General features: G+C 63.9%; 25 protein-coding genes and 1 tRNA gene. 20 read left to right on the forward strand and 6 right to left on the reverse strand.

Annotated elements, in window-relative coordinates:
* Entirely contained in the window at nucleotides 1-1,515 is a 1,515-nt protein-coding gene (locus AC2CQI_RS14755) for a tripartite tricarboxylate transporter permease (protein WP_075801379.1), read from the forward strand.
* Nucleotides 1,508-2,551, forward strand: coding sequence for an AbrB family transcriptional regulator (locus AC2CQI_RS14760; RefSeq protein WP_484577139.1), 1,044 nt, complete (start codon nucleotides 1,508-1,510; stop codon nucleotides 2,549-2,551). Before AC2CQI_RS14755 ends, AC2CQI_RS14760 begins: the two co-directional genes overlap by 8 nt.
* Nucleotides 2,552-2,651: 100 nt before the next feature.
* On the opposite strand, the gene ung is transcribed toward AC2CQI_RS14760, so the two are convergent.
* The gene (ung, locus tag AC2CQI_RS14765; protein ID WP_484577140.1) at nucleotides 2,652-3,344 is read right to left on the reverse strand and encodes a uracil-DNA glycosylase; all 693 of its coding nucleotides are present in this window, start codon (nucleotides 3,342-3,344) and stop codon (nucleotides 2,652-2,654) included.
* Nucleotides 3,345-3,473: 129 nt separating this feature from the next.
* Here ung and AC2CQI_RS14770 point away from each other — a divergent pair, with 129 nt between their 5' ends.
* Nucleotides 3,474-4,580, forward strand: coding sequence for an enoyl-CoA hydratase/isomerase family protein (locus AC2CQI_RS14770; RefSeq protein WP_484577141.1), 1,107 nt, complete (start codon nucleotides 3,474-3,476; stop codon nucleotides 4,578-4,580).
* A gap of 16 nt (nucleotides 4,581-4,596) precedes the next feature.
* Here the strand turns inward: AC2CQI_RS14770 and AC2CQI_RS14775 are convergent, their stop codons facing one another.
* The gene (locus AC2CQI_RS14775; protein ID WP_484577142.1) at nucleotides 4,597-5,016 is read right to left on the reverse strand and encodes a hypothetical protein; all 420 of its coding nucleotides are present in this window, start codon (nucleotides 5,014-5,016) and stop codon (nucleotides 4,597-4,599) included.
* A 214-nt stretch (nucleotides 5,017-5,230) separates the two neighbouring features.
* On the opposite strand from AC2CQI_RS14775, the gene AC2CQI_RS14780 reads away from it, so the two are divergent.
* From AC2CQI_RS14780 to AC2CQI_RS14815, 8 genes are all read left to right on the forward strand, one after another.
* Nucleotides 5,231-6,718 (forward strand): sensor domain-containing diguanylate cyclase, encoded by a 1,488-nt coding sequence (locus AC2CQI_RS14780; protein ID WP_484577143.1) that lies wholly within the window; start codon nucleotides 5,231-5,233, stop codon nucleotides 6,716-6,718.
* Complete coding sequence (locus AC2CQI_RS14785; protein WP_075801385.1) at nucleotides 6,711-6,932, forward strand: cysteine-rich CWC family protein; 222 nt, start codon at nucleotides 6,711-6,713, stop codon at nucleotides 6,930-6,932. The genes AC2CQI_RS14780 and AC2CQI_RS14785 overlap by 8 nt, the downstream gene beginning before the upstream one ends.
* A 33-nt stretch (nucleotides 6,933-6,965) precedes the next feature.
* Entirely contained in the window at nucleotides 6,966-7,658 is a 693-nt protein-coding gene (locus tag AC2CQI_RS14790; RefSeq protein WP_484577144.1) for a pseudouridine synthase, read from the forward strand.
* A 325-nt stretch (nucleotides 7,659-7,983) separates the two neighbouring features.
* Nucleotides 7,984-8,868, forward strand: a complete 885-nt coding sequence (locus AC2CQI_RS14795) for an alpha/beta fold hydrolase (RefSeq protein ID WP_484577145.1) — start codon at nucleotides 7,984-7,986, stop codon at nucleotides 8,866-8,868.
* A gap of 144 nt (nucleotides 8,869-9,012) precedes the next feature.
* A tRNA-Gly gene (locus AC2CQI_RS14800) sits at nucleotides 9,013-9,086 on the forward strand.
* A 270-nt stretch (nucleotides 9,087-9,356) separates the two neighbouring features.
* Nucleotides 9,357-9,530, forward strand: coding sequence for a hypothetical protein (locus AC2CQI_RS14805; protein WP_484577146.1), 174 nt, complete (start codon nucleotides 9,357-9,359; stop codon nucleotides 9,528-9,530).
* Nucleotides 9,531-9,544: 14 nt separating this feature from the next.
* Entirely contained in the window at nucleotides 9,545-10,156 is a 612-nt protein-coding gene (locus tag AC2CQI_RS14810; protein WP_484577147.1) for a GNAT family N-acetyltransferase, read from the forward strand.
* 3 nt (nucleotides 10,157-10,159) lie between these two features.
* Nucleotides 10,160-10,303 (forward strand): hypothetical protein, encoded by a 144-nt coding sequence (locus AC2CQI_RS14815; protein ID WP_484577148.1) that lies wholly within the window; start codon nucleotides 10,160-10,162, stop codon nucleotides 10,301-10,303.
* A gap of 86 nt (nucleotides 10,304-10,389) precedes the next feature.
* Here AC2CQI_RS14815 and AC2CQI_RS14820 read toward each other — a convergent pair whose 3' ends face one another.
* Complete coding sequence (locus AC2CQI_RS14820) at nucleotides 10,390-10,701, reverse strand: hypothetical protein (RefSeq protein WP_484577149.1); 312 nt, start codon at nucleotides 10,699-10,701, stop codon at nucleotides 10,390-10,392.
* A gap of 74 nt (nucleotides 10,702-10,775) precedes the next feature.
* Here AC2CQI_RS14820 and AC2CQI_RS14825 point away from each other — a divergent pair, with 74 nt between their 5' ends.
* The 4 genes from AC2CQI_RS14825 to AC2CQI_RS14840 all read left to right on the forward strand — a co-directional run bounded on the left by AC2CQI_RS14825 (nucleotide 10,776) and on the right by AC2CQI_RS14840 (nucleotide 17,234).
* On the forward strand, nucleotides 10,776-12,128 hold the full coding sequence (locus AC2CQI_RS14825) for an APC family permease (RefSeq protein ID WP_484577150.1): 1,353 nt from the start codon (nucleotides 10,776-10,778) through the stop codon (nucleotides 12,126-12,128).
* A 65-nt stretch (nucleotides 12,129-12,193) separates the two neighbouring features.
* Complete coding sequence (locus AC2CQI_RS14830) at nucleotides 12,194-14,260, forward strand: methyl-accepting chemotaxis protein (RefSeq protein ID WP_484577151.1); 2,067 nt, start codon at nucleotides 12,194-12,196, stop codon at nucleotides 14,258-14,260.
* Nucleotides 14,261-14,291: 31 nt separating this feature from the next.
* A complete protein-coding gene (locus AC2CQI_RS14835) occupies nucleotides 14,292-15,239 on the forward strand; it encodes a cation diffusion facilitator family transporter (protein ID WP_484577152.1) in 948 nt (315 codons plus the stop codon).
* A 264-nt stretch (nucleotides 15,240-15,503) separates the two neighbouring features.
* On the forward strand, nucleotides 15,504-17,234 hold the full coding sequence (locus AC2CQI_RS14840; RefSeq protein ID WP_484577153.1) for a SulP family inorganic anion transporter: 1,731 nt from the start codon (nucleotides 15,504-15,506) through the stop codon (nucleotides 17,232-17,234).
* Nucleotides 17,235-17,326: 92 nt separating this feature from the next.
* On the opposite strand, the gene AC2CQI_RS14845 is transcribed toward AC2CQI_RS14840, so the two are convergent.
* Together AC2CQI_RS14845 and AC2CQI_RS14850 are read right to left on the reverse strand one after the other, a co-directional pair.
* Nucleotides 17,327-17,962, reverse strand: a complete 636-nt coding sequence (locus AC2CQI_RS14845; RefSeq protein ID WP_484577154.1) for a LysE family translocator — start codon at nucleotides 17,960-17,962, stop codon at nucleotides 17,327-17,329.
* Between the two features lie 54 nt (nucleotides 17,963-18,016).
* The gene (locus tag AC2CQI_RS14850) at nucleotides 18,017-19,084 is read right to left on the reverse strand and encodes a glycerophosphodiester phosphodiesterase (RefSeq protein WP_484577155.1); all 1,068 of its coding nucleotides are present in this window, start codon (nucleotides 19,082-19,084) and stop codon (nucleotides 18,017-18,019) included.
* A gap of 114 nt (nucleotides 19,085-19,198) precedes the next feature.
* Between AC2CQI_RS14850 and AC2CQI_RS14855 the strand changes: the two genes are divergently transcribed.
* The 5 genes from AC2CQI_RS14855 to AC2CQI_RS14875 all read left to right on the forward strand — a co-directional run bounded on the left by AC2CQI_RS14855 (nucleotide 19,199) and on the right by AC2CQI_RS14875 (nucleotide 25,728).
* Nucleotides 19,199-20,221 (forward strand): DUF4917 family protein, encoded by a 1,023-nt coding sequence (locus AC2CQI_RS14855; RefSeq protein WP_484577156.1) that lies wholly within the window; start codon nucleotides 19,199-19,201, stop codon nucleotides 20,219-20,221.
* 92 nt (nucleotides 20,222-20,313) lie between these two features.
* Nucleotides 20,314-20,859, forward strand: a complete 546-nt coding sequence (locus AC2CQI_RS14860) for an RNA polymerase sigma factor (RefSeq protein ID WP_075801395.1) — start codon at nucleotides 20,314-20,316, stop codon at nucleotides 20,857-20,859.
* The gene (locus AC2CQI_RS14865; protein WP_484577157.1) at nucleotides 20,856-21,803 is read left to right on the forward strand and encodes a FecR family protein; all 948 of its coding nucleotides are present in this window, start codon (nucleotides 20,856-20,858) and stop codon (nucleotides 21,801-21,803) included. Before AC2CQI_RS14860 ends, AC2CQI_RS14865 begins: the two co-directional genes overlap by 4 nt.
* Nucleotides 21,804-22,055: 252 nt before the next feature.
* A complete protein-coding gene (locus AC2CQI_RS14870) occupies nucleotides 22,056-24,617 on the forward strand; it encodes a TonB-dependent receptor (RefSeq protein WP_484577158.1) in 2,562 nt (853 codons plus the stop codon).
* A gap of 289 nt (nucleotides 24,618-24,906) precedes the next feature.
* A complete protein-coding gene (locus tag AC2CQI_RS14875) occupies nucleotides 24,907-25,728 on the forward strand; it encodes a hypothetical protein (protein ID WP_484577159.1) in 822 nt (273 codons plus the stop codon).
* 39 nt (nucleotides 25,729-25,767) lie between these two features.
* Here AC2CQI_RS14875 and AC2CQI_RS14880 read toward each other — a convergent pair whose 3' ends face one another.
* Complete coding sequence (locus tag AC2CQI_RS14880) at nucleotides 25,768-26,010, reverse strand: hypothetical protein (protein WP_484577160.1); 243 nt, start codon at nucleotides 26,008-26,010, stop codon at nucleotides 25,768-25,770.
* Between the last annotated feature and the right edge of the window lie 414 nt (nucleotides 26,011-26,424).

The raw sequence follows: 26,424 nt of genomic DNA on the forward strand, positions 1-26,424 counted from the left end.
ATGGATACCTTGAGTTACCTGGGCCAGGGCTTCGGCGTGGCCCTCAGCCCGTACAACCTGGTCACCGCCCTCAGCGGCACCCTGATCGGCACCGTGGTCGGCCTGCTCCCGGGCCTGGGCCCGATCAACGGCGTGGCCCTGCTGATCCCGATCGCCTTCGCCCTCGGCCTGCCGCCGGAGTCGGCGCTGATCCTCCTGGCTGCGGTCTATCTCGGCTGCGAATACGGCGGGCGGATCAGCTCGATCCTGCTGAACATCCCGGGCGAAGCTTCCACCGTAATGACCACTCTCGACGGCTACCCGATGGCCCGCCAGGGCCTGGCCGGCGTAGCGCTGTCGCTGTCGGCCTGGAGTTCGTTCATCGGTGCGTTCATTGCCACCTGCGGCATGGTCCTGTTCGCGCCGTTGTTGGCGAAATGGGCAATCGCCTTCGGGCCCGCGGAGTACTTCGTGCTGATGGTCTTCGCCATCGTCGCCCTGGGCGGCATGGCCGGCGACAAGCCATTGAAGACCTTTATCGCGGCCCTGATCGGCCTGTTCCTGTCCAGTGTCGGCATCGACGCCAACAGCGGCGTGTACCGCTTCACCGGTGACAGCGTGCACCTGGCCGACGGCATCCAGTTCGTCGTGCTGGTCCTGGGCCTGTTCTCCATCAGCGAGATCCTCTTGCTCCTGGAAAAGACCCACCACGGCCACGAAGCGGTGAAAGCCACCGGGCGCATGCTGTTCAACCTCAAGGAAGCGGCCTCGGTGTTCGTGGTGAATATCCGTTGCGGCCTGCTCGGCTTCATCATGGGCGTACTGCCCGGCGCCGGCGCGACCCTGGCCAGTGCCGTGGCCTACATGACCGAGAAGCGCCTCGCCGGTGCCAGCGGCAAGTTCGGCAAGGGCGACGCCCGCGGCCTGGCCGCGCCGGAAACCGCGATCGGCGCGTCCTGCTGCGGTGCCCTGGTGCCGATGCTGACCCTCGGCGTTCCGGGTTCCGGCACGACCGCAGTGATGATCGGCGCCCTGACCCTGTACAACATCACCCCCGGCCCGCTGCTGTTCGAACAGCAACCGGACATCGTCTGGGGCCTGATCGCCTCGCTGTTCATCGCCAACATCATGCTGGTGATCCTGAACATCCCGATGATCCGCATCTTCACCCGCATCCTTGCCGTACCGAACTGGGCGCTGGTGCCGGTGATCGCGATCATCACCGCGATCGGCGTCTACGCCGTGCACGCCACCACCTTCGACCTGTTCCTGATGGTCGGCATCGGCATCATGGGCTACATCCTGCGCAAGCTGGACTTCCCGCTGTCGCCGATCCTCCTCGGGTTCATCCTCGGCGGGCTGATGGAGCAGAACCTGCGCCGTGCGCTGTCGATCTCCAACGGTGCCCTGGACATCCTCTGGTCGAGCCCGATCAGCCTCGCGGTCTGGGCGGTCACTGCGCTGATGCTGGCCCTGCCGCTGATCCGCATCTGGCGTCGTCGCGTCCTGCAGCGTCGCGCCCTGGCCAATGTCTGATTCATCCTTCAGGCAATGGTGGGCAACCCCGCTGGTCGGCCTGGCCGGCGGGTTCGCGGCCAGCGCCATCGGCTGGCCGTTGCCGTTCATGGTCGGCTCGCTGCTGGCGATCATCCTGGTGCGCTGCCTGACACCCTGGCAGCTCGCCGAGATTCCCGGCGGACGCAAATGCGGGCAGTGGATCGTCGGCATCGGTATCGGCCTGCATTTCACCCCGCATGTGGCCGAACAGGTCGCCAGCCATTTCGGCCTGATCTTCTTCGGCGCGCTGATCACCAGTCTTTCCAGCGTGGTCGGCGTCTGGCTGCTGCGGCGTACCGGTGAAGATCGCGCGACGGCGTTCTTCTCCAGCATGCCGGGCGGTTCCGGGGAGATGGTCAACCTCGGTGCGCGCAATGGCGCCAACCTCAGCCGCGTGGCAGCGGGCCAGAGCCTGCGGGTGCTGGTGGTGGTGCTGTGCGTGCCGGCGGCGTTCAAATACTTGCTGGGTGAAGGCGTGCCTTTGAGCCATGCCGGAGCGGTGGACTGGGTCTGGCTGGCCGTGGTGTTTCCTCTCGGCGGGCTGGTGGCCTGGGGTTGGCAGCGCTTGAAGCAGCCCAACCCGTGGCTGTTCGGGCCCTTGCTGGTGGCGGGTGTCGCCAGTATCGGCTGGAACCTGCACCTGGGGTTGCCGGACGGCGCCAGCCAGATCGGCCAATGGCTGATCGGCAGTGGCCTGGGTTGTCACTTCAACCGGGCGTTCTTCCGCCGGGCGCCGTCGTTTCTCGCCCGGACCCTGGCGGCAACGGCACTGACCATGGGCATTGCCGCGATCGCCGCCCTGGCGCTGAGTGCGGCGACCCGGCTGGACCTGCGCTCGCTGACCCTGGGCATGATGCCTGGCGGTATTGCCGAGATGAGCCTGACGGCAGAGACGCTGCAACTGTCGGTGCCGCTGGTGACGGCGTTGCAGATGATGCGCCTGCTGTTCGTGCTGTTTCTGGCAGAGCCGTTGTTCAGGCACTGGATGGCGGGGGATGCCGAAAGGCAGGTGTAAATGCTGATGGCCTCATCGCTGGCAAGCCAGCTCCCACAGGTTACGCGATCCCTGTGGGAGCTGGCTTGCCAGCGATGAGGCCCTCAGCAACAACAAGACTTTAAAGGGCAGGCACCTGCCAATCGATCGGCGCCATCCCGTGCTGTTCGAGGAACTTGTTGGTCCGGCTGAAATGCCCGCAGCCCAGGAACCCGCGATACGCCGACAGCGGCGACGGGTGCACCGAGGTCAGCACCAGGTGCTTGCTGGCATCGATCAGCTTGCGCTTGCCCTGCGCATGCGAGCCCCACAACAGGAACACCGAGTTCGGCTGGTGCTCGCTGACCACCTGGATGATCCGGTCGGTGAAGAACTGCCAGCCCTTGTTGGCATGGGACGCGGCGTTGGCGCGCTCCACGGTCATGGTGGTGTTGAGCAGCAGCACACCCTGGTCGGCCCAGGATTGCAGGTAGCCGTGCCGCGGTATCTCGATGTTCAGGTCGCGGTGCAGTTCCTTGTAGATATTCACCAGCGACGGCGGCGTCGGGACCCCCGGCTGCACCGAGAAACACAGGCCGTGGGCCTGGCCCGGGCCGTGGTACGGGTCCTGGCCGAGGATCACCACTTTCACCTGGTCCAGCGGCGTGGAATTCAGGGCATTGAAGATCAGCGGGCCGGGCGGGTAGATCTCCTTGCCGGCGGCCTTCTCCTGGCGCAGGAATTCACGCAGTTCGTGCATGTAGGGCTGGTCGAATTCGGCGCGCAGGGCCTCCTTCCAGCTGGGTTCGAGCTTGATGCGGTCGTCGTCGGTCATGGGGTCATCCGGTGAACAATGGGGCGGACACTAGGAAAGCTCTTCCCTCTTGTCAATCGATCCGACCGGCAACCGCCGCGATCCGGCACAGCGACCATACTTGTCAGCTCCACCCGAGCGAGGTCTTCCATGGCTGTGCAGTTCGAAGTTCTGACCGGTGTCGATGGCGCCCGGCTGGCCATCGCCACCCTGGATGCGCCGGCAAGCCTGAATGCCCTGTCGCTGCCGATGATCGAGCAACTGGGCACGCACCTGCGGGCCTGGGCGCAGGACCCGGCGATCGTCTGCGTGTTGCTGCGCGGCAACGGCAGCAAGGCCTTTTGCGCCGGCGGAGAGGTCCGCCAACTGGTCGAAGCCTGCCGCGCCCACCCCGGCGAAGTTCCACCGCTGGCGGCGACCTTCTTCGCTGCCGAATACCGCCTGGATTATCTGTTGCACCATTATTCCAAGCCACTGCTGTGCTGGGGCCACGGCCATGTGCTGGGTGGCGGCATGGGCCTGTTGCAGGGTGCCGGGGTGCGAATCGTCACGCCATCGAGCCGGCTGGCGATGCCGGAGATCAGCATCGGCTTGTACCCGGATGTCGGGGCGAGCTGGTTTCTCTCGCGCCTGCCCGGACGGCTGGGCCTGTTCCTCGGCCTGACCGGTGCGCCGATCAATGCCCGCGATGCCCTCGACCTGGGGCTTGCCGACCGCTTCATGAAAGAAGACCAGCAGGACCAGTTGATCGACGGCCTGCTGCAACTCAACTGGCAGGAACAGACCACCCTGCAGTTGAACAGTCTGCTCAAGGCCCTGGAGCAGGAGGCTCGCGAACACGTGCCGGCGGCGCAGTGGCTACCGCGCCGGGAACAGATCGACCGGGTGCTGGATGTCAGTGATCCGGCCTGTGCCTGGCGGGCCATCGGGCAGCTCGAACATCAGGCCGATGTGGTCCTGGCCAAGGCGGCGGGAACCTTGCTCAAGGGCTGTCCGTTGACCGCCCATCTGGTCTGGCAGCAACTGCAGCGCGCACGCTACCTGTCCCTGGGCCAGGTGCTGCAGATGGAATATGCGATGAGCCTGAACTGCTGCCGTCACCCGGAATTCAGCGAGGGCGTACGCGCGCGATTGCTGGACAAGGACAACGCGCCACGCTGGCACTGGCCGGATATCGCGCAAGTGCCTGCGGCAGTGGTGGAGGCGCATTTCAGCAAGGTATGGGAAGGAAGACACCCCCTCGCCGATCTGGCGTAGGGGGTGTCCGATTCACTCAGTGATAACGGCCGCGACCGCGGTCGTCCTGGTCACCCTGGTGGTTCTGGCGGTCACGCCAGTCGCCGCGGTTGTCGCGATGGCCGCGGTTGTCACCGCGGTCATGGTCGCGTTCCCAGCCACGGTTCCAGCCGTGGTTGTCGGGACGTCCCGGTCCGCGTGCATCCCAACCGCCACGCGGTGGCGGCGCAGGACGGTAGTAAGGCACCGGCGCCGGACGGTAATAGCGCGGCGCCGGCGTGTAATAGCGTGGCTGCGGCGCAACGTAGTAGCCACGGTTGTAGCCATAGGGATAGGCGGGATACGAGTAACGATCAACGGAATAGACATCGGTTCGATAGTAGCCACCGCCCCCATAAGGCGCGCAGGCGGCAAGCATCAGACCCATTACGGCAAGCAAAGCAAGTCGGCGATACATGGCGGCCTCCTGGACCGCGAAACTGCCACTCCCAGCGGCGCTGGTCGGCGTCGATCGGCAAGCGTTCATCGACACAGAATCTGACAACGAAAAAGACGTGCAGTGCGATTTTCGAAATACTTTGTTGCCATCCTTTAACCCCGAAAATCGTAAAGTTATTTTTCCCCGCGGCCTCTAGAATAGGGAGCATTGGTTTGCCGCCCCCGGGATTGTCATGCCCCTTCGTTCCGCCCTGTTTTCGCAACGGTCCTTGCTGCTGACATTGCTGCTGTTGCTTGGCTGCGGTTTCCTCGCGACTTCGCTGGTGAGCTACTACGCCTCGCGCAGCGCGATCCGTGACGGCATCATCAATACCGAACTGCCGCTGACCTCCGACACCGTCTATTCGGAAATCCAGAAAGACCTGATCCGCCCCATCGTGGTCTCGTCGATGCTGGCGCAGAACACCTTCCTGCGCGACTGGACCCTGGCCGGCGAGCAGGACCCGGCGCAGATGACCCGCTACCTCAGCGAAGTGGAGCGCCAGCAGCGCGCCTACACCGCCTTCTATGTGTCAGAAGCCAGCGGCATCTATTACCAGGCCAAGGGCATCCTCAAGAAGATCGACCCGAGCACCGAGCGCGACCGCTGGTATGCCCGGGTCAAGCAGATGCAGGCGCCCTACGAAATCAACGTCGACATGGACATGGCCAACAAGGACCGCATGACCGTGTTCATCAACTACAAGGTGCTCGACGAGCAGCAGCGCTTCATGGGTGCGGCCGGGGTCGGCCTGACGGTGGATGCGGCAGTCAAGCTGATCGATGCCTACCAGTTGCGCTACAAGCGCTCGGTGTATTTCGTCGATCCGCGCGGGCAGATCGTCCTCACCGGTTCGTCCGGCGGCCCCGACGGCGCCCGCGCCGGCACCACGCTGGAGAGCATCCCGGCGCTGGCCCGGTTGCTGGCCCATATGCCCACGCCAAGCACCGGCAGCCGCGAGTACCAGCGGGATGACCAGGAGCACTTCCTCAATGTGCGTTTCATACCCGAACTGAACTGGTACCTGTTCGTCGAGAAACCGGCCGGCGACAGCCTCGACGGGGTCAAGCAGTCGCTGTACCTGAACCTGGCGATCTGCGCGATCATCTCGGCGGTGGTGCTGGCGATGATCAACGGCATGATCCGCCGCCACCAGGACGGCATCCAGGAACTGGCGACCCTCGACAGCCTGACCCACCTGCACAACCGCCGCGCCTTCGACCTGCTCGCCGCCCAGGCGCTGCTCGATGCCGAGCGCGGCGCCCTGCCGCTGACCGCGTTGCTGATTGACCTCGATCACTTCAAGGAGCTCAACGACACCTACGGCCATCTGGCCGGGGACGAGGTGCTGCGCCAGTTCGCCCGCCTGCTCGAAAGCAGCCTGCGCCAGGCCGATATCCTTTGCCGCTGGGGTGGGGAAGAGTTCGTCGTGCTACTGAAGGACACCGAGGCGAGCCAGGGCCATTGGGTCGCGGAAAAGATCCGCCAGCGCACCGAACTGAGCGAATTCACCTGCGACGACACCCGCCTGTCGCTGACCGCCAGCATCGGCGTGACCGGGCTGAGCGCCAGCGATACCCTGCGCAGCCTGATCGCCCGTGCCGACCAGGCGCTGTACCGCGCCAAGCAGAACGGGCGCAACCGCGTCTGCAGCGAACCCCCGAGCTCCGACCATGCCTGACACCAGCCGCTGCCCCGCCTGTGGCGCCAGCAACCAGTGCACCCTCGCCGACCCGCGCACCGCCGGTCGCGCCTGCTGGTGCTACAGCGTGAGCATCGACCCGGCCGTGCTCGCAGCGCTGCCCGCCGAACTGCGCAATGCTGCCTGCCTGTGCCCGTCCTGTGCGCAGGTCGATGCGCAACTGAAAGCTGCCGACGCTGTGCCGAAGCGGTAGACTGCGCGCCCCTTTTCCGCCTCTTTTTCCGCCATGCGCCTCGACCGCTTCCTGTCCAACCTGCCGTGTTTCAATCGCCAGCAAGTGCGCTTGCTGCTGGTGGAGCGGCGTGTGCGGGTGGATGGCGTGGCGGTCAGCGATGCGCAGCACGAGGTGCGCATCTTCAGCCGCGTCGAAGTGGACGACCAGGTGCTGCAGGAAGGTCGTCCGGCGCGCTACTTCATGCTGCACAAGCCCGCCGGCTGCGTCAGCGCCACCCGCGATCCCGAGCACCGCACGGTTATCGACCTGCTCGACGAGCCGGACAAGGACGACCTGCATATCGCCGGGCGCCTGGATTTCAATACCACCGGGCTGCTGATCCTGACCAACGACGGCCAGTGGTCGCGACGCCTGACCCAGCCCCGGACCAAGCTGCCCAAGGTCTACTACGTGGAGACCGAGCAGCCGATCCTCGAGGAATACGTCGCGCGTTTTCGCGAAGGTTTCTACTTCGCCTTCGAAGACCTCACCACCCAGCCGGCTGAGCTGATTCCGCTCGGCAGCCACAGTGCCAGGCTGAGCATCATCGAGGGCCGTTATCACCAGGTGAAGCGCATGTTCGGCCACTACGACAACAAGGTCGTGCGCCTGCATCGCGAGCGCATGGGGCCGCTGACCCTCGATCCAGAGCTGTCGCCAGGGCAGTACCGGGCCTTGCGCCCGGACGAGATCCTGCCCATCTGAGCGCGCAAACGGTTGGCCTGAAAAAAATCCGCTAATTGCCCGAACGGCACTTGCGGCATCGGCGAACGGCTGCTTGAATCGAATCGTCGGTCTTCATGTGACTCACCAGTCACGTCCGTAGTCCAAGACACCTTTTCGCTGGCGACCCGCACCTCGATGCGCGGGCGTCCAGTGGAATCGCCCGCCTAAGAACAACACCCGTCGACCAGCCTGCAACGGATCGACATGGGCCCCTCGATTCACTTCAAGGCGTATGCCTACCTGTCACATAGAACGTGCAAGCTTGCTTGGACGGATACCCTTTTTTGCGCCAGGAGTCGATGACATGAGGCCAGAAATAGCTGTGCTGGATATACAGGGGCAGTACCGGGTTTACACGGAGTTCTACCGTTCGCAAGAAGCCGAGAAGACGATCATCCTGATCAATGGCTCGCTGGCTACCACCGCATCGTTCGCCCAGGCGGTGCGCAACCTGCATCCACAGTTCAACGTGGTGCTCTACGACCAGCCGTATGCCGGCAAGTCGAAGCCGCACAACCACCACGAGCGGATGCTGACCAAGGAAACCGAGGGGCAAATCCTCCTCGAACTGATCGACCATTTCGCCGCCGACCAGGTCATGTCGTTCTCCTGGGGCGGTGCCTGCACCCTCATGGCCCTGGCCCACAAGCCGCGGCGCATCGAGCGGGCGGTGGTCAGCTCGTTCTCGCCGGTGATCAACGAACCGATGCGCGACTACCTGGAGCGCGGCTCGAAGTACCTCAGCGAGTGCGATCGCTACCAGGTCGGCAACCTGGTCAACGACACCATCGGCAAGTACCTGCCGCCGCTGTTCAAGCGCTTCAATTACCGGCATGTCAGCAGCCTCGACACCCACGAATACGCGCAGATGCACTTCCACATCCACCAGGTGCTCGACCACGACCTGGAGAAGGCGCTCAACGGGGCCAGGGCCATCGACATCCCGGTGCTGTTCGTCAATGGCGAGTGGGACGAATACACCACCATCGCCGATGCGCGGCAGTTCAGCCGGCACGTGCGCAACTCGCAGTTCCGCGAGATCCGCAGCGCCGGGCACTTCCTCGACATGGAAAACAAATCGGCCTGCCGCGACACCCGCGACGTGCTGATGGACTTCCTGAAACCGACGCAGCGTGAACCGCGTGCGCGTTACCAGTACGTGCAGGGCCAGCATGCACTGGCAGTCTGAAGAAAACGGGCGCCTGTAGCCCGGCCAACGGAATCATCGGCCCCAGGCAGAAGGAAGATTCCCGCCCCGGCGCTACAGGTCGCACCACGTTGCAAAGATAAAAGCTTCAAATCGTTTCACGATTCTGGTACAAAGTGGCCCTGCGCGGGTGTCGTATAATGGCATTACTCCAGCTTCCCAAGCTGATAACGAGGGTTCGATTCCCTTCACCCGCTCCAGTATTTTCAAGGCTTCCAGCGGTGCGTGAGCATGACCGCAACCAGTTGGGGGCCGTTTTGGGGGCCGTTTCGTCAGGCCCACCTCTCCTCTGGTTTACCCTCTTTACTCCCCTCTCTCGATGCTGCTGACCCGAATTGCTCGGTGTTCGTGCCGTTGACAGCGTGTGCTCATGCCCACAAACTCTTTCGCGTTGATCGTTCAGAAACGCGCGATCACCTACTGAATCCTTGCCTCACCGCCGTTAAGCAGCGCTACACACAGGAAGTCATATGGCTATCAAAAGCGATACTTTCAGCCGGGTTGAACTCAGCGACAGCGATGCGCAGCGCTTTGTGAAACACGTTCGCGAAGATGCCCCCAACCCCCGTGCCAAAGCATCGTATGCCCGCGGCCGCGCCCTCCTTGGCCAGTTCCTGGCGAATCAAACAACTCCAAGCCGCTGAAACAGCTCGATTTCATGCAGCCTGGCGTTGACTATCTCATCGAAAAACTGGACCTGAAGCACCAAACGAGTCGTTTTTCCCTCGGTGCCGAACTGGATCTCCGACCTCTGAAGTCGTTTCTTCAACAAAACGCTCTCAGCTATCAAAACGCCAATGTTGCGGTTACCTACGTAGCGACCCTGCCTCCAGTAGAGGAAGGCGCTCGTTCGCGCGTGATTGGCTACATCAGCCTGACCTGCAGCGAGATCTATCTAGGCGACAGTTATTCACTCGTGGATTGCGAGCATGCCAATCGTTATCCATCGATGCCCGCGCTCAAGATCGCTCGCCTGGCAAGTCATGCAGATTACGCAGGACACCGTATCGGCCAAACGCTGGTGGATTTCGCGATCGCCTTGGCGGCTGACCATATTGGGCCGAGTGCAGGGTGCCGTTTCCTTGTCACTGACTCCAAGGCGCGTTCAGTGGGGTTCTACAACAAAGCGGGGTTTACGCTGCTGGATACAGAAGAAAATCGGGACAGATCGGAACCAATCATGTTTCTCGATCTGAACCAGCTTGAGCTCGAACCTGCCAATGATGAGGCGCTGGAGGAACAGTTTTTGTCGAACACGCAGGAGAAATAGGTGATGAATCGCAAAGTAGCTGCGAAGCGTAAAAGAATGCTCAAGGACAAACCATTGACGTTCGTAGCCGTGCGAGCGGCTGCACGCTGCGGTGATGCCGCTTTCGACTTTTTTATCGAGAATGGAAAGCTCCCCGTCTCGAAATAACACGGCTCACCGTGAGTGTCGACACCACCCAACCTCCTGCGACAAACGAGCAGAGCTTCCAGTGATTAAAATCCTCCTATAAAACGTCAACTTTTACGAACAGCTAAATCGAACCACTGACAAAAACCGTCGTAAAACTCTCTGAAAACGCCTAAAAAGTCGATAAATCTCCATGAAAGAAAAATAATGTAACGATTTACTTGACGCACCCCACCCCAATCGTTTCTTATTTTTCCCACCTTGCCCTGCGTCCGATACCACCAAGAACAATCAGCGCCGCTCCCCTGACGCCCGCGCGCGTCGTACCTGCACGCTCGTTTTCCCGGTCCGGTCCTTGCCAGTGACACCGGCGCCTCGCCCGCGCCCATTCCAGCTCCAACATAAAAGGTGAACAACATGGAGCCCACCCGTTCGACCCTGTCGTGCCCGCCACAAAACCCTTCCGTGGCCCCGTCCCAGGAGCAACGCGCGCATGCAGCCTGAGCACAGCACCCACGGCAACCTGCAACTTCGCAAGTCCCTGCGCCTGTGGCAGGTGGTGATCATCGGCCTGGCCTATCTCACGCCGATGACCGTGTTCGACACCTTCGGCATCGTCTCCGGCCTCACCTCCGGGCACGTGCCCAGCGCCTACATCCTGGCCCTGCTGGGCATCCTCTTCACCGCCGTGAGCTATGGCGTGCTGGTGCGGCACTTCCCCCAGTCCGGCTCGGCGTACACATACACGCAGAAGGCTATCAACCCGCATGTCGGCTTCCTGGTGGGCTGGTCGTCGCTGCTGGATTACCTGCTGCTGCCGATGGTCAACGCGCTGCTGGCCAAGCTCTACCTGGGCGCGATGTTCCCCGAGGTCCCGGGCTGGATCTGGGTCACCGCGTTCGTCACCCTGATCACCCTGATCAATATCCGCAGCATCAACCTGGTGGCCAACTTCAACGTCCTGTTCGTCGGCGTGCAGCTGGTGATCATGGCGGTGTTCGTCTACCTGTGCCTGCGCGGCCTCGACCAGGGCGAAGGCCAGGGCACGCCGTGGACGCTGATCCCGTTCAGCGATGACAAGACCCAGCTCAGCGCGCTGATGGCCGGGGCGACCATCCTCTGTTTCTCGTTCCTCGGCTTCGACGCGGTCACCACCCTCTCGGAAGAAACCCACCAGCCGGAGAAAGTCATCCCGCGGGCGATCTTCCTCACCGCCCTGATCGGCGGCGCGGTGTTCATCCTGATCTCGTTCTTCATCCAGGCCTATTTCCCGACCATGGAGCGCTTCCAGGACCACGAAGCGGCCCTGCCGGAAATCGCCCTGTACGTCGGCGGCAAGCTGTTCCAGTCGATCTTCATCGCCTGCACGGTGATCAACACCATCGCCTCGGGCCTGGCCTCGCAGACCAGCGTCTCGCGCCTGCTCTACGTGATGGGCCGCGACAAGGTCATCCCCCACGGCCTGTTCGCCCGCCTGCACCCGCGCTACAAGACTCCGGTGCTGAACATCATCGTGGTCGGCTTCATCTCGCTGTCGGCGATCTTCTTCGACCTGGTCACCGCCACCTCGATCATCAACTTCGGCGCGCTGGTGGCGTTCAGCTTCGTCAACCTGTCGGTCATCAACCATTGCTACCTTCGCCAGGGCATGAAGCAGGGCCTGGGCAACAAGCTTAAGCACCTGATCCTGCCGACCATCGGCTTCTGCATCATCGCCCTGCTCTGGCTCGACCTGAACGAGCACTCGCTGCTGTTCGGCGGTGTCTGGGCCCTGGCCGGGGTGATCTACCTGGCGCGGCTGACCAAGTCGTTCCGGGTCGCGCCACCGACCTACATCGCCGAGTGAGACCGCCTGTCGAACACGCCCGCGAGGATCGCGGGCGTGCTTCATGACCGAGAAGGAAAAACCTCATGCTCCCGCGCCGCCTGTCCATCCAGTGGAAGATCATCCTGCTCGCCGGCCTGTGCCTGCTGGCCATCGTTATCGTCCTGGCGGTCACTTCGCTGACCCAGTCACGACGCAGTGCGGCCGAAGTGTTCCAGGCCAATACCGAACTGCTCGAGCACAACGCCCGCCTGCGTCTGCAGGCCCATGGCGAGACCCAGGCCCTGCGCATCCAGCGCTATTTCATGGATGCCTACCAGTACGGCAATGGCTTTGCCCGCTTGGCCCAAGTCCTGCGCGAACGCGGCGCTGGCGACCTGCGCAGCACCCTGGTCAGCCAGGCCCGGGCGGCGCTGGCGGGCAACCGCGACCTGATCGGCCTGTACCTGGTGTTCCAGCCCGACGAGCTTGACCGCCAGGACGCTGCCTTCGTCGGCCAGGCCGAGCAAGGCAGCAACGACAGCGGGCGCTTTTCCCTGTACTGGTCGCGCAATGCCGCCGGCGAACTGGAATCGGAAGCCATGCCCGAGTCCATGCTAGCCGACGCCAGCATCGGCGCCAACGGCTCGCCCTATAACCGCTGGCTGACCTGCCCGCTGGAGACGGCCAAAGCCTGCGTGCTCGACCCGTATTTCGACGAGGTCAACGGCAAGCAGGTATTGATGACCAGCATCGCCCTGCCGCTGCTGGACCAGGGCAAGGTAGTCGGCGTGGTCGGCCTGGATATCGGCCTGGACAACCTGCAACAGCTGGCCCTCGAGGGGCGCAAGGAAGTCTACGAGGGCCAGGGTCAGGTCAGTATCGTCAGCCCCGCCGGCCTGCTGGCCGGGCACAGCGCCGATGCCACGCAGTTGAGCAAGCAGGCGCCAAAGGCCGTGGAAGACGGCCTGATGCGTATCGCCCGGCCCTTCTCGCCGATCCCGGACGCCACACCGTGGCAGGTCTTGCTGGAAGTGCCGCAAAGCGTCCTGCAGGCCCCGGCCATCGCACTCAACCAGCGCCTGGATGCCAGCAACCAGAGCGCCAACCTTACCAACCTGCTGATCGCGCTGGTCACCGCTCTCGCCGGGCTGGTGCTGATCTGGCTGACCGCCCGTGGCGTGACCCGGCCGATCCTGGTGGTAGCCGAGCGCCTGCGCGAGATTGCCAGCGGTGACGGCGACCTGACCCAGCGCCTCGACTATGCCCGCGATGACGAACTGGGCCAGTTGAGCGGCTGGTTCAACCGCTTCCTCGACAAGCTGCAACCGGTGATCGTCCAGGTCAAAGGCTCGCTGCAGGAAGCCCGCGGCACCGCCGACCAGTCCGCCGCCATCGCCAGCCAGACCAGCGGCGGCATGCAGCAACAGCAGCGCGAGATCGAACAGGTGGCCACCGCTGCCAACGAGATGAGCGCCACCGCCCATGATGTCGCCAACAATGCCGCGCAGGCCGCCCACGCTGCACGCGGTGCGGACCAGGCCAGCCGCGAAGGCCTGGAGCTGATCGGCCATACCCGCCAGGCCATCGACCAGCTCGCTGCCGATATGGACCTGGCCATGGAACGGGTCCAGGCCCTGGCCGGGCGCAGCGACCAGATTGGCTCGGTGCTGGAAGTGATCCGCGCCATTGCCGAACAGACCAACCTGCTGGCCCTCAACGCCGCCATCGAGGCAGCCCGGGCCGGCGAGGCCGGGCGCGGTTTTGCCGTGGTGGCCGACGAAGTGCGCAATCTGGCGCAACGTACCCAGGTGTCGGTGGAAGAAATCCGCCAGGTGATCGAAGCTTTGCAGGGCGGCACCCAGGGCGTGGTCGAGGCCATGCACGACGGCCAGCGTCAGGCCCGGGACAGCGTGACGCGCATGGAGCAGGCGGTGCCGGCGCTGCAACGGGTCGGCGAGGCGGTGACGGTGATCAGCGACATGAACCTGCAGATCGCCTCGGCCGCCGAGGAACAGAGCGCCGTGGCCGAGGAGGTCAATCGCAATGTCGCCGGGATTCGCGATGTCACCGAGTCGCTGTCCGGACAGGCTGATGAGTCGGCGCGTATCAGCCAGGCGTTGAATCGCCTGGCCAACCAGCAGCAGGCGCTGATGGAGCAATTCCGGGTCTGACGGCCCGGCCGTGTTTTTTAGGAGGCCCGTGGTGGCAACACGTTTTTTCGATCTGAACGATGAGCAAGGCGTACTGCGTACGTCCATTGCCGTCACCCTGTTCATTGCCGCGATCGGTATCGGTTTCGGCCTGGCTTCGGGGTCGTTCTCGATCGTCTTCGACGGCGTCTACTCGATGGTCGACGCCAGCATGAGCGGGCTGTCGCTGGTGGTGGTGCGGCTGATCACCGCCCACACCCGCAGCGCCCACCTGTCGCGCAAGCTGCGCGAGCGTTTCACCATGGGGTTCTGGCACCTGGAGCCGATGGTGCTGGCGCTGAACGGCATCCTGCTCACCGGGGTGGCGATCTATGCGCTGATCAACGCCGTGCTCAGCCTGCTCGAAGGCGGGCGCGACCTGGAGTTCGGGCTGGCGCTGATCTATGCGGTGCTGACGGTGATCGCCTGCCTGACCATCGCCATCCTCGAGGCCCGGGCCAACCGGCGGATCAACTCGGACTTCGTGCGTATGGACGTCAAGGGCTGGGTGATGTCGGCGAGCATCACGGCGGCGCTGTTGATTGCCTTCTGCGTCGGGATCGCGGTGCAGGATACGGAGTGGGAATGGATCTCGCCGTATATCGACCCGGCGGTGCTGGGGCTGGTGTGCCTGGTGATCATTCCGCTCCCGCTGTCGGTGATCCGCCAGGCCCTGGCGGACATGTTCCTGGTGACCCCGGGGGACCTGAAGCAGCATGTGGACGAGGTGGCGCAGGCGTTCGTCGAGAAGCACGCCATGTTGTCGTACCGGGCTTATGTGGCCAAGGTCGGGAGATCGCGGGAGATCGAGTTGTACTTCATCGTGCCGCGGACCATGGCGGCGCGGAATATCGCCGAGTGGGATGCGTGGCGGGACGAGATTGGCGATGCCATTGGCGGTGAAGGGCCGGATCGCTGGTTGACCGTGGTGTTTACCGGGGATCCTGAGTGGGCTGAGTGATGTATTGATCTTTCGGGCCTCATCGCTGGCAAGCCAGCTCCCACAGGGTTTTGTGTTGACCACAGATTTGTGATCGCCGCGGACACTGTGGGAGCTGGCTTGCCAGCGATAGGGCCCTCAAGAACACCCTCCTTTGGTTGGCCTCCCCCTCCCCAGCGGTTACGATGCTGGCCAAATGCCCAAATCCTCCCGACCTTCTTCATGAAGCGCCGCGTGCCGGGCTTTTGCGCTAGCGTCTGTCAGATACATCAAAAGGACCTGAACATGTTTCTTTCCCGCTGGCTTCCGGGCCTGGCCAACCTCCTGCATTACCGGCGCGAGTGGTTCCGCGCCGACGTGCAGGCCGGCCTGTCGGTAGCCGCCATCCAGATTCCCATCGCCATCGCCTACGCGCAGATCGCCGGCCTGCCGCCGCAGGTCGGCCTGTACGCGTGCATCCTGCCGATGATCGTCTATGCGCTGGTGGGCAGTTCGCGCCAGTTGATGGTCGGCCCCGACGCCGCCACCTGCGCCATGGTCGCCGGGGCCATCGCGCCCCTGGCCATGGGCGACCCCGACCGTCTGCTGCAATTGTCGGTGGTGGTCGCGGTACTGGTCGGCCTGATGCTGATCGCCGCCGGGGTGGCCCGGGCCGGCTTTATCGCCAGCTTCTTCTCGCGGCCGATCCTCATCGGCTACCTCAACGGCATCGGCCTGAGCCTGCTGGCCGGGCAACTGGGCAAGGTGGTCGGGTTCAAGATCGAGGGCAGCGGCTTCATCCTCGCGATGATCAACTTCTTCGACCGTCTCGACGAGATCCGCTGGCTGACCCTGACGATCGGCCTGGCCGCCCTGGCCCTGCTGATCTGGCTGCCGCGACGCTATCCGAAACTGCCGGCGGCGCTGGTGACGGTGGCGGTGTTCACCCTGATCGCCGGGGTCTTCGGCCTCGACAACCACGGCGTCGCGGTGCTCGGCCACGTACCCGGCGGCATGCCGGAACTGGCCTGGCCGCAGACCTCGCTGGAAGAAATGAAGAGCCTGCTGCGCGACGCCCTGGGTATCGCCACCGTGAGCTTCTGCAGCGCCATGCTCACCGCCCGCAGCTTTGCCGCGCGGCACGGTTATGCGATCAACGCCAACCATGAGTTCGTGGCGCTGGGCGTGTCCAACCTGGCGGCCGGGGTGTCCCAGGGCTTCGCCATCAGCGGCGCCGACTCGCGCACCGCGGTCAACGACATGGTCGGCGGCAAGAGCCAGCTGGTGGGCATCGTCGCCGCCCTGGTGATCGCCCTGATCCTGATGTTCTTCACCGCGCCCATGGCCTGGATTCCCCAGGCGGCGCTGGGTGCGGTGCTATTGATGGCCGGCTGGGGGCTGATCGACGTGCAGTCGCTGCGCAAGATCTGGGCGCTGAGCCGCTTCGAACTGTGCCTGTGCGTGCTGACCACCATCGGCGTGCTGGGTGTCGGCGTGCTGCCGGGGATCATCATCGCCGTGACCCTGGCGATCCTGCGCCTGCTCTACAGCATCTACCAGCCCACCGACGCGGTGCTCGGCTGGGCGCCGGGGGTCGAGGGGCAGGTGGACATCAGCCGGCACAAGGACGCCCGCACCGTGCCGGGGCTGGTGGTGTACCGCTTCGACGACGCGATCCTGTTCTTCAATGCCGACTACTTCAAGATGCGCCTGCTGGAGGCGGTGCAGCGGGAAGCCAATGCCAAGGCGGTGCTGTTCGATGCCGAGGCGGTGAGCAGTATCGATGTCAGCGGCATCGCAGCGTTGCGGGAAGTGCGCGATACCTTGAAGGCCCAGGGGATCGAGCTGGGGATCGCCCGGGCACGCGGGGCGTTTCTACGGATGCTGGTGCGCTCGGGGCTGGCGCGGGAGATGGAGAATCATCTGCTGTATGGGTCGGTCAGGGCGGGGATTCGGGCTTATCGGTTGTGGCGCAATCGGGTCAGGAGGGAGGAGGCGGACGCCGGGAAAGCGGCGCCCGTTCCGAATCTTCCTTAGCTCTTGAGGGCCCTATCGCTGGCAAGCCAGCTCCCACAGGTCCAGCGGTGCACGCGATCCCTGTGGGAGCTGGCTTGCCAGCGATGAGGCCCTCAGCCGCGCCGGGGAATCAGCCCCGGTACCGCATGCATCAGCGCATTCACCGCAAACCCGATGAACATCACCCCACACGCCCGGGTAATCCACAGCTCATAGCGCATATACAAGGTGCGCACCTGCCGCGCCCCCACCAGCACGATCAGGATCAGGTACGCCAGCAGCCCACCCAGGAAACTCAGGGCAATCAACGCCGGCAGCATCGACCAGTCCAGCGCTTGCGCCCGACTCGAGAGCAGCGCGGTAAAGGTCGCCACCGCCACCGGATAAGCCTTGGGATTGGTCAGCCCGAATACCACGCCATGCCAGAACGGCTGGCGCACCGCACCCTGCTCCGCGCTATTGCCGGGCTGGCTGCGCAACGCCCGCCAGCCCAGCCAACCCAGGTACAGGCCGCTGATCACGCCAAGAATGTCGAACACCGAGCTGCCGATCTGCCGCGCGCCGATGATCGCCACCAGCGCAGTGCTGCACCACAGCACATCACCCAGCAGGTGACCGCAGAGAAACCCGGCCCCGGCCCGGCGCCCACGGGTCGCGCCGATGCCCAGCACGGCCAGCACGCCAGGCCCGGGGGTGATGCCATAGATAAAGCCGGAAGCGAGCACGGCGAGCAGCAGCGAGAAGGTCATGACGCGGCGTCCGAAATGGATGGAGGCCGCAGTCTACGCCGCCTCCAGGGATGGTTACCAGCCGCCGGCCTTGAGCAGAACCGCTTCATCCTGCGCCGCCGGTCGAGCGTAGTATTTCAGTAGCGCACCCGGCCGGTTGGTGAAGATGCCATCCACGCCCGCCTCACTGACCCGCTTGAAATCCACCGGGTCATCGACGGTGTAGACATGCACCAGCAAACCCTTGTCGTGGGCCATGCGGTTCATCCACGGTTGCGCCAGATCGGCATAGCTTTGCTCGCCGCCTGCGGCCAGTGCGGTGGACGGACCGGTGCCGACGGCGCCCGTGCTCCTGGCGATATCCAGCCAGCGCTCGAACTCGGCGCGGTCCTTCGGCTGTTGACGGGCATACCAGGCGGCCCTGTCCTTCAGGCCGGACTCGGCGAAGGCCTGGCCCGGCGCCGCTTCGACATGGTCCTTGCCCAGCCATAGCAGCAACACCTTCGGCGTCTGCGGCATGGCCTTGTGCAGCAGCGCGAGGCTGCCACGGTCGAAGGTCTGCAACACCACGCGCCCCGGCTTGTCGAGCCAGCCTCGCTTGTCCAGGGCCTTTTGCAGGTCCTGTTCGATCCCGGGGAACTGGTTCGGCACCTTGGTCTCGATATACAGCCCCGGCTGGTGCGCCGGGTTGCCTTCGGCGATATCCATCACTTCGTCCAGGGTCAGGATCTTCAAGCCGGCGAAGGCCGGTCGCGCGCGCTCCGGATAAGCGCGGTTGAACCAACTGCCAGCATCCAGCGATTTCAGCTCGGCCAGGGTGAAAGCACTGACCGGGCTGGCCTTGCGCTCGGGAAAGCGCTCGGCCACGTCACTGGTGCGGCTCAGATCGTCGTCATGCACCACCACCAGCACGCCGTCACTGCTGCGTTGCAGGTCCAGTTCCAGGTAGTCGGCACCCAGATCCCGGGCCAGTTGATAGGCCGGGACGGTGGACTCCGGCGCGTCATGGGAAGCGCCACGGTGGGCGATCACCGCCCGGTACGGGATGCCCTGGGCTTTGGCCAGCGCCGAACTGTCGCTGGCCTGTGCCTGGCTCGCCACACCGAACAGGGCCAGGCCCAGGCAGATGTCCTTCAATCGCATAGGGTGTCTCCTTGTAAAAACCGGCCCGAAGCATAGTCGCCGTCCCGGATGACAACCCGTGTCGTGCTACAGTCGCGCCCTGCCGATTTGCAACAGATTCCTACGAGACACGCCATGACCGCCGACCTAGACGCCTCCCTCGCCTCCTGGCCCGACCTTGCCGCGCGCCATCCGTGCAGCGGCCTGCTGCTGGGCAATGGCGCCAGCCGGGCGATCTGGCGGCCGTTCAGCTACTTCTCGCTGTTCGAGATTGCCCAGCGGGTACGCAACAAGCCGCTGGGGGTGAGCGACCAGGCACTGTTCAAGTCATTGGGCAGCGAGCTGTTCGAGCCGGTGCTCAGCGCCCTCAACACCACGGTGCGGGTCAATGCCGCGCTGGCGATCAGCTCGTCGGCACCGCTGAACCGCTACTATGCGATCAAGGAAGCGCTGATCCACGCCATCCGCAGCGTGCATATCCCGCGCAAGCTGCTGCCTGACCCGGTCCTGGCGGCGCTCAATGCCGAGTTGCGCAACTACCGCAACGTGTTCAGTGGCAACTACGACCTGCTCTGCCATTGGGCAGTGAGTCATGACCCGCAAGGCTTCGAGTCACTGTTCGATGAAGAGGGCCACTTCGATGTCAGCCGCCCGCGTGGCGACGGCACCCGCCTGCACTACCTGCACGGCGGCCTGCACCTGCTGCGCACCGACGACGGCGGCACCCGCCTGCGCGCCGCCAGCGGCAGCCAGTTGCTCGACGGCTTCGCGATCAACACGCCCGGGGATGTGCCGCTGTTCGTCAACGAGTGCACCAGCGAACACAAGCTGAAGGCTATCCGCAGCTCCGACTACCTGACCTGGAGCTACGCCGCCCTGGCCAGCCACAGCGACGGTCTGTGCCTGTTCGGCCATCATCTGGACCGCGCCGACCAGCATCTGCTGCACGCCATCCAGCAGGCCCGCCCGCCTCACCTGGCCATCGCCATCCTGCCGTTGAGCGACGCCGCCATCGTCAGCCAGAAGCAGCATTTCACGCGGATCTTCGAAGAAACACCGGGGATCGTGCTGCATTTCTTCGATGCCACCAGCCACCCTCTGGGCCAGGCGGAACTCAATGTCCCGGCCCCGGCAGCGATCACCCGCCGACGCCGCTGATAGCAAAGCGCCGCTTACCGCCTATAGCAAATAAAAATAATTCTCGATAACATTCGCGACCTTTCTCTCCCGGCTTCTCCTGGAAAGTTCGCATGCAGCGCCCCAAACCCGACCGCTTCGCGCAGGACACCTGTCACGGCTTCTACACCGACATCCTGCATTTCCTGCGCAAGCGCACGGACAACGCCAGCGATGCCGCGGACATGACCCAGGATGTCTTCACCCAGTGGCTGGGCTACCGCGACAAGGCGCGGGTCGAGCAGCCGCGGGCGTTCCTGTTCCAGATGGCACGCAACCTGCTGCGCGATCACTGGCGGCGGCAGAAAGTCCGGCATGAGGTGGTCGATGAACAGGTCGATGCCAAGGAAGACGAACGCGCCAGCGACGCCCCCGATTCCGACCCGCTGGCCGGGGCGCAACGCCTGCAACGCCTGGAGCAACTGAAGATTGTTCTCGCCGAACTCTCGCCGCGCCGCCGCGAAGCCCTTATGCTGCACCGCTTCGAAGGTTTGAGTCAGGCGCAGATCAGTGAACGCATGGGGATTTCCGTCAGCATGGTGGAAAAGCACGTCGCCGCTGCGCTCCTGTACTGCAAACAGCGCCTGGACAGTGACAACGTTGCGGAGCAACCGGAATGACCCTACCTGACAAGGACAGCCGTGCGGTCGACGCCCAGGCGGCGAGCTGGTTCACACGCAACCGCAACGACCGCTCGCGGGCCTCGCGCAAGGCCTTCGCGCAGTGGCTTGAGCAACCCGGCCACGCCCATGCCTACCAGCAGTTCGAACAACTCTGGGACGACCTGGCCGCGCTCAAGGAATTGAACAAGCCGGTCGAACTGCGCCCGCGCAAGACCGCCTACTGGCGGCCGGCCCTGGCGACGGCGGCGGCCTTGGTGTGCGCCCTGCTCGCCGGCAACCTCGGCACCACTGCGGCGCCGATCCAGCGCCAGTTGGCCAGCCAGGATGGCCAGCCCACCAGCGTCACCCTGCCCGATGGCAGCCGTCTGCAGCTCAACGCCAATACCCGGCTGAGCATCGATTTCACTGCCGAGCGCCGCCTGGTGCACCTGGAACAGGGCCAGGTGTATCTCGACGTCGCCCCGGACAAGGAACGGCCACTGTTCGTCGATGCCGGGACTGCGCGGGTGCGGGTGGTGGGCACCGCCTTCGACCTGCGCCGCGGTCAGCGCGAACTGGTGCTGAGCGTATCCCATGGCCTGGTCGCCTTCGAAACGCCGGGGGAGCGGCGCGAGCCGCTGCTGCTTGGGGCGCGGGAACGGGCGGTGTACAACCTTGCCCGTGGCGACCTGAGCCGGCAGACCGTGAGCGATGGCGAGGTGGCGGACTGGCGTGGCGGACATGTGTCGTTCCGCAACCGCGAACTGGCCAGCCTGGTGGACGAGCTGTCGCTGTACCGGCCGGCAGCGGTGTTGCTGGCTGATCCGGCGCTGGCCGGGTACAAGGTCTCGGGCAACCTCGATGTGCATGATCCGGATGCGCTGCTCAATGCGCTGCCGGCACTGTTGCCGGTGAAGACCGTGGCGCTGGCGGACGGGCGGATGCGCATCGAGCGCAAGTAATCTAGCTGGAACACCACAAAACCCTGTGGGAGCTGGCTTGCCAGCGATGAGGCCAGACCTGGCAACATCATTGCCCTTGCCGGCCTCAATCGCTGGCAAGCCAGCTCCCACAGGGTTCTGCATCCAGCCTTTAGAACTTGGTAAGAAATATTTTCATTCGCAGGTGAGGGTTTTCCTCCGCGCCGCGTCTTCCTCCCCGACTGCGCCGTCAACACCGTCTTTTTTTGGCCTTTGGCCGTTCCGGGGGAATTCATGTTTCGAGCTTTCAAGCCGTTGTCAGCCCGCCCATCGCTGCTAGCCTTGTGCCTGGCCCTGAGCCTGCAGGCCCAGGCCGCGCCGGTGCAGCTGCAATTGCCGGCGCAGTCGCTGGCCACCTCGCTGAGCCAGGTGGCGCAACAGGCCCAGGTGCAGTTGCTGTTCGACGAGAGCCTGCTGCGCAACGTTTCCGCGCCAGCCCTCAACGGCCAGTTCAGCGCCGAGGAAGCCATCACCCGCCTGCTCGCCAGCAGCCGCTTCACCCTGGTCAAGGTGGGCAACACCTACGTGGTCCGCGCCAAGGAAAACGAGAGCACGCCGCCCGGCAACGCCAACACCAGCATCCAGCTCGGCGCCATGAGCATCGTCGGCGACGGCCAGCAGGTCACCCCGGCCACCGTCGGCCGCTCGACCCTGAGCCAGCGCGACATCGACCGTGAACAGGCGAACAACGTCCCCTCCCTGCTGGGCACCCTGCCCGGCGTGGAAATGGCCGGCTCCATGATGCCCGGCGGGCAGAAGGTGAACATCTGGGGCATGGGCGACGCCGAGGACATCCAGCTGACCGTCGACGGCGCGACCAAGACCGGCTTCGAGCGCTACCAGCAAGGCACCATGTTCGTCGAGCCGGAGCTGATCAAGAGCATCGAGGTGGAGAAAGGCCCGCACTCGCCTTTCGTCGGCAACGGCGGCCTGGGCGGCAGCGTCAACATGACCACCAAGGATGCCCCGGACCTGCTGCAGGACGGCCGCGACAGCGGCGCCATGCTCAAGTACGGCTACTCCAGCAACGACCATCAGCAGGTCTACAGTTCGGCGCTGTATGGCCGCACCGAGGACCGCCGCATCGACGCCCTGGTCTACCTGACCAAGCGTGACGGCGACGACTTCAAGCTGGCCTCTTCGCAGCCCGACCCGCGCAACCAGTATCCGATCAACCCCAAGCGCCTGCCCGACAGCGCCCAGGACCTGGAAGGCGGGCTGTTCAAGCTGAACGTCCAGCTCACTGACGAGCAATCCCTCGGGCTGTCGTACTCGCGCTCGAACAACCAGCGCATGACCCGCTATTCGTCGACCAACTACTCGACGCCGCCGACCCAGGCCAACATCGACCGGTATGGCTACGACCAGGCCATCCGCCGCTTCCTCGCCCACCGCGAAACCATCGACACCACCTGGTCGGCCAAGTACCGCTTCCAGCCGGTGGACAACCCGCTGGTCAACCTGGAAGTGAAGTACAGCGAGTCCGACGTCGACCAGACCGACGACCGCGGCCCCAACGCGTTCTTCCAGCTCGCTACCGGTGGGCGCAAGATGGACACCGAGTACAAGGACCGCAACTTCGAAGTGCGCAACACTGCGCAATTCGACACCGGCGCGCTCCAGCACTCGCTGACCACCGGCTTCGAGCTGCACCGCCACGCCCGGGAAGTCGACATGTGGATGCCGGGCGCCGCGCAGAACACGGCCGCCTACAACTACGGCCACTTCCAGCCGGCCTTCATGCCCCACGGCAAGGTCGACACCAACAGTGCCTACGTGCAGGACGCGATCACGATCGGCCAGGTGACCATCACCCCGTCGCTGCGCTATGACCATGTGCGCAACCGCGGCGAAGAAAACGATGCACCGTTCTACAACGTCGCCTCCGCCGGCCATGACTACGGCGACAAGACCTACACCGGCTGGTCGCCGCGCCTGTCGCTGTTCTGGCGTGCCACCGACGACACAGCGTTCTTCGCCGACTACTCGAAGACCTGGCGCGCGCCGGTGATCGACGAACAATACGAAGTGCAAAGCGCCGCCAGCACCCGCAGCGCCACCAGCCGCAATCTCGACCCCGAACGCATCACCGCCGTGCGCGTAGGTAACGTCACCGACTTCTCCGGGCTGATGTTCAGCGACGACAACCTGCAGGTACGCACCACCCTGTTCCACAACACGATCAAGGACGAAATCTTCAAGAACCTCGGTGTCGAATGCCAGGCGCAGAACCCGACGGGTGCCAGCATCAGCAAGGCGTGTGGCGACTACCTGATCGGCGTCTATCGCAACCTGGATGGGGTGACCTACAAGGGCTTCGAGATGGAGAGTTTCTACGACTCCACCTACCTGTTCGGCACCTTGTCCTACACCTGGGTGAGCGGCAAGCATGAAGGTGCCTACAACAACCCCTGGGGCCCGGATGTCTGGGCCCGGGACGTGCCGGCGCCGAAATGGGTGGCGCGGCTGGGCGTGAAGATTCCCGACTGGGATGTGGTGGTGGGCTGGAAAGGCCTGTGGGTGCGCCAGACCGATCGCCTGCCCAGCGACAAATACGGCCCCGGCGACCTGGGCAGCGCCCTGGGCGACAGCGCCTGGGACCACCGCGCCAACGACGCCTACAACGTCCAGGGCCTGTTCGCCAGCTGGAAGCCGCAGCAGCCTTACCTGAAAGGAACCGAGGTCAACTTCACCCTGGACAACATGTTCAACCGCGACTACATGCCGATGCTCAGCGACAACAACGTGTACAGCACCGGGCGCAATGCCAAGGTGAGTGTGACGCGGTTCTTCTGACAGCTGCGGGCAAGCCTGACCGGGATTTTGTGAACGACGCAGAACCCTGTGGGCTAGCCAGCGATGAGGCCATCAGCCACACCCAGCACCACCGAGTCTTCTACACTTCCTGAACACCCCGGCACTCGCCGGGGTCTTTCCATCCGCTCCCTGGCAGAGTCGTCCGCCGTCGCCATCGTGCTGATACCGACGGGGCCGATTTGCATCCCCTTTTCCTTCGCACGGGTACGGCGCCCGTGTCTCCAGCCTTCTTTGGGGCTCGTTCACAACCGAGCCAGAGGAGCCTGATATGCATCACGAACTACTGAAACCCGGCCCACGCCTCGCCTCTTGCGTGGACGGCAAGGTCCCGACCCAATCGAAGATCTGGGTTGCCTACGTCGCTGTTGGTCTATACATGCTGGATGTTCCGCCGGTGGGCATCGTCATACCGGTCGAGACGGCGGAGCATCCTTCAATCGGGTATTTTCTCGAAGTCGATAGTTTGGGCCTGCCCGCCGGCACCATGCTGGGAATGCGCTGGACACCCCAGGATGGCAACCAGGTGCACCGGGTCACGCACCGTTTGACTGGCGAGGAAACAAGAAATACCAGACTGCGCCTCGAGGACAGTTGGATCCTGGAGAGCGAAGGCAAAAGCGTGCTGATCGAGCATGAGATGGTCCTGCCGGACGGCACGATTCAAATTGCCGACCCCATCACGATCAAAATTCCCACACGCATCGTTTTCGGTGGGATGACTGTCGGCAATGACCAGCAGCAAGGCGATCTTTTTCTTCCCGACGACTATCCAAACGGCGTCCCTATTCACTATGAGCCCATCGAACACATCCAGGAGTGGCATACCGTTCGGCACATCTGGTCAGTGCTGGGGCATACCGAAGAGGGCACTGTACCGCTCTACAACGAATTGTTTGTACTTCCGGGAAAACCTGGAGCAAGTTATGACTTCCTGATTCCGCCGGAGGCGTACAAGGGCTTCGAAGACTTGCCCTTTATACGGATCGTCATATTCAGCGTGTCGGAGGTACGGCTGGCGCCCGAACCTAACACCTACCACTACTATGGGTACGGCGGGATAACGATGGAGATGATAGAACGGGGGGATTAGCAGCAGGATGGCCGCAGAGGTAACCTCTGCGGCCTTTTTTCACACCGGTATGGTCACCGGCGACGGCGATTGGGCAATCGCCAGCAAGGCCTTGGAAATCCGCATGTCCAGCACGGCGCTGCTGAGCATTTCCCGATGCCGCGCATCGGGCGGGTCGGGGAGGTAGGCGGTGCTGAGGATGGCTTTGGTGAGGTGTTCCACCGCGCGGGTGATGGCTTCTTCATGGGAGAGGCCGGGACCGACGCAGAGGACGGGAGGTGGATCGGGGACGCGTTTCTTCATGGTTAAACTCCCTGGAAATAAACGGGGCTGCCACGATCTGCTGTCAAACGGAGGGTGGCAGCTGTACGTATGGTTGACAGACCGGTCCAGGTGCCCGGCGCGCCCGAAGACGCCCACACGCACAGCTGCCATAAGCACTGGCGTCTGGAAACGGTCTGTCAAAACCGGTCGTCAAAACCGCAACGACCGACGCAGACTAGGCAGCGTTTCCACATGACGCAACCACCAAAAGGGGTCGGGGAGTATGCTTGGGAAATTGCCTACAAGAAAGTCGGAAATCGGTGAAGTTTCCAGCTGATATGCAACAGTTTATGGATGGGTTGTTCATCCGGGCCTCATCGCTGGCTTGCCAGCGATGAGCATGGGTATCTACACATCTCTCGCTCAGGCTCGGAGGCGGGTCAACGCAGAATC

It is taken from the genome of Pseudomonas sp. P2S-1 (assembly GCF_057197725.1).

Coding starts and splice junctions, on each gene's coding strand:
- AC2CQI_RS14820 (WP_484577149.1), bottom strand. CDS start 10,701: ATGTTGTTCACCTTTTATGTTGGAGCTGGAATGGGCGCGGGCGAGGCG.
- AC2CQI_RS14795 (WP_484577145.1), top strand. CDS start 7,984: ATGAGGCCAGAAATAGCTGTGCTGGATATACAGGGGCAGTACCGGGTT.
- AC2CQI_RS14870 (WP_484577158.1), top strand. CDS start 22,056: ATGTTTCGAGCTTTCAAGCCGTTGTCAGCCCGCCCATCGCTGCTAGCC.
- AC2CQI_RS14875 (WP_484577159.1), top strand. CDS start 24,907: ATGCATCACGAACTACTGAAACCCGGCCCACGCCTCGCCTCTTGCGTG.
- AC2CQI_RS14825 (WP_484577150.1), top strand. CDS start 10,776: ATGCAGCCTGAGCACAGCACCCACGGCAACCTGCAACTTCGCAAGTCC.
- AC2CQI_RS14810 (WP_484577147.1), top strand. CDS start 9,545: ATGCAGCCTGGCGTTGACTATCTCATCGAAAAACTGGACCTGAAGCAC.
- AC2CQI_RS14850 (WP_484577155.1), bottom strand. CDS start 19,084: ATGCGATTGAAGGACATCTGCCTGGGCCTGGCCCTGTTCGGTGTGGCG.
- AC2CQI_RS14785 (WP_075801385.1), top strand. CDS start 6,711: ATGCCTGACACCAGCCGCTGCCCCGCCTGTGGCGCCAGCAACCAGTGC.
- AC2CQI_RS14860 (WP_075801395.1), top strand. CDS start 20,314: ATGCAGCGCCCCAAACCCGACCGCTTCGCGCAGGACACCTGTCACGGC.
- AC2CQI_RS14780 (WP_484577143.1), top strand. CDS start 5,231: ATGCCCCTTCGTTCCGCCCTGTTTTCGCAACGGTCCTTGCTGCTGACA.
- AC2CQI_RS14840 (WP_484577153.1), top strand. CDS start 15,504: ATGTTTCTTTCCCGCTGGCTTCCGGGCCTGGCCAACCTCCTGCATTAC.
- AC2CQI_RS14845 (WP_484577154.1), bottom strand. CDS start 17,962: ATGACCTTCTCGCTGCTGCTCGCCGTGCTCGCTTCCGGCTTTATCTAT.
- AC2CQI_RS14805 (WP_484577146.1), top strand. CDS start 9,357: ATGGCTATCAAAAGCGATACTTTCAGCCGGGTTGAACTCAGCGACAGC.
- AC2CQI_RS14770 (WP_484577141.1), top strand. CDS start 3,474: ATGGCTGTGCAGTTCGAAGTTCTGACCGGTGTCGATGGCGCCCGGCTG.
- ung (WP_484577140.1), bottom strand. CDS start 3,344: ATGACCGACGACGACCGCATCAAGCTCGAACCCAGCTGGAAGGAGGCC.
- AC2CQI_RS14880 (WP_484577160.1), bottom strand. CDS start 26,010: ATGAAGAAACGCGTCCCCGATCCACCTCCCGTCCTCTGCGTCGGTCCC.
- AC2CQI_RS14755 (WP_075801379.1), top strand. CDS start 1: ATGGATACCTTGAGTTACCTGGGCCAGGGCTTCGGCGTGGCCCTCAGC.
- AC2CQI_RS14815 (WP_484577148.1), top strand. CDS start 10,160: ATGAATCGCAAAGTAGCTGCGAAGCGTAAAAGAATGCTCAAGGACAAA.
- AC2CQI_RS14830 (WP_484577151.1), top strand. CDS start 12,194: ATGCTCCCGCGCCGCCTGTCCATCCAGTGGAAGATCATCCTGCTCGCC.
- AC2CQI_RS14855 (WP_484577156.1), top strand. CDS start 19,199: ATGACCGCCGACCTAGACGCCTCCCTCGCCTCCTGGCCCGACCTTGCC.
- AC2CQI_RS14790 (WP_484577144.1), top strand. CDS start 6,966: ATGCGCCTCGACCGCTTCCTGTCCAACCTGCCGTGTTTCAATCGCCAG.
- AC2CQI_RS14865 (WP_484577157.1), top strand. CDS start 20,856: ATGACCCTACCTGACAAGGACAGCCGTGCGGTCGACGCCCAGGCGGCG.
- AC2CQI_RS14775 (WP_484577142.1), bottom strand. CDS start 5,016: ATGTATCGCCGACTTGCTTTGCTTGCCGTAATGGGTCTGATGCTTGCC.
- AC2CQI_RS14760 (WP_484577139.1), top strand. CDS start 1,508: ATGTCTGATTCATCCTTCAGGCAATGGTGGGCAACCCCGCTGGTCGGC.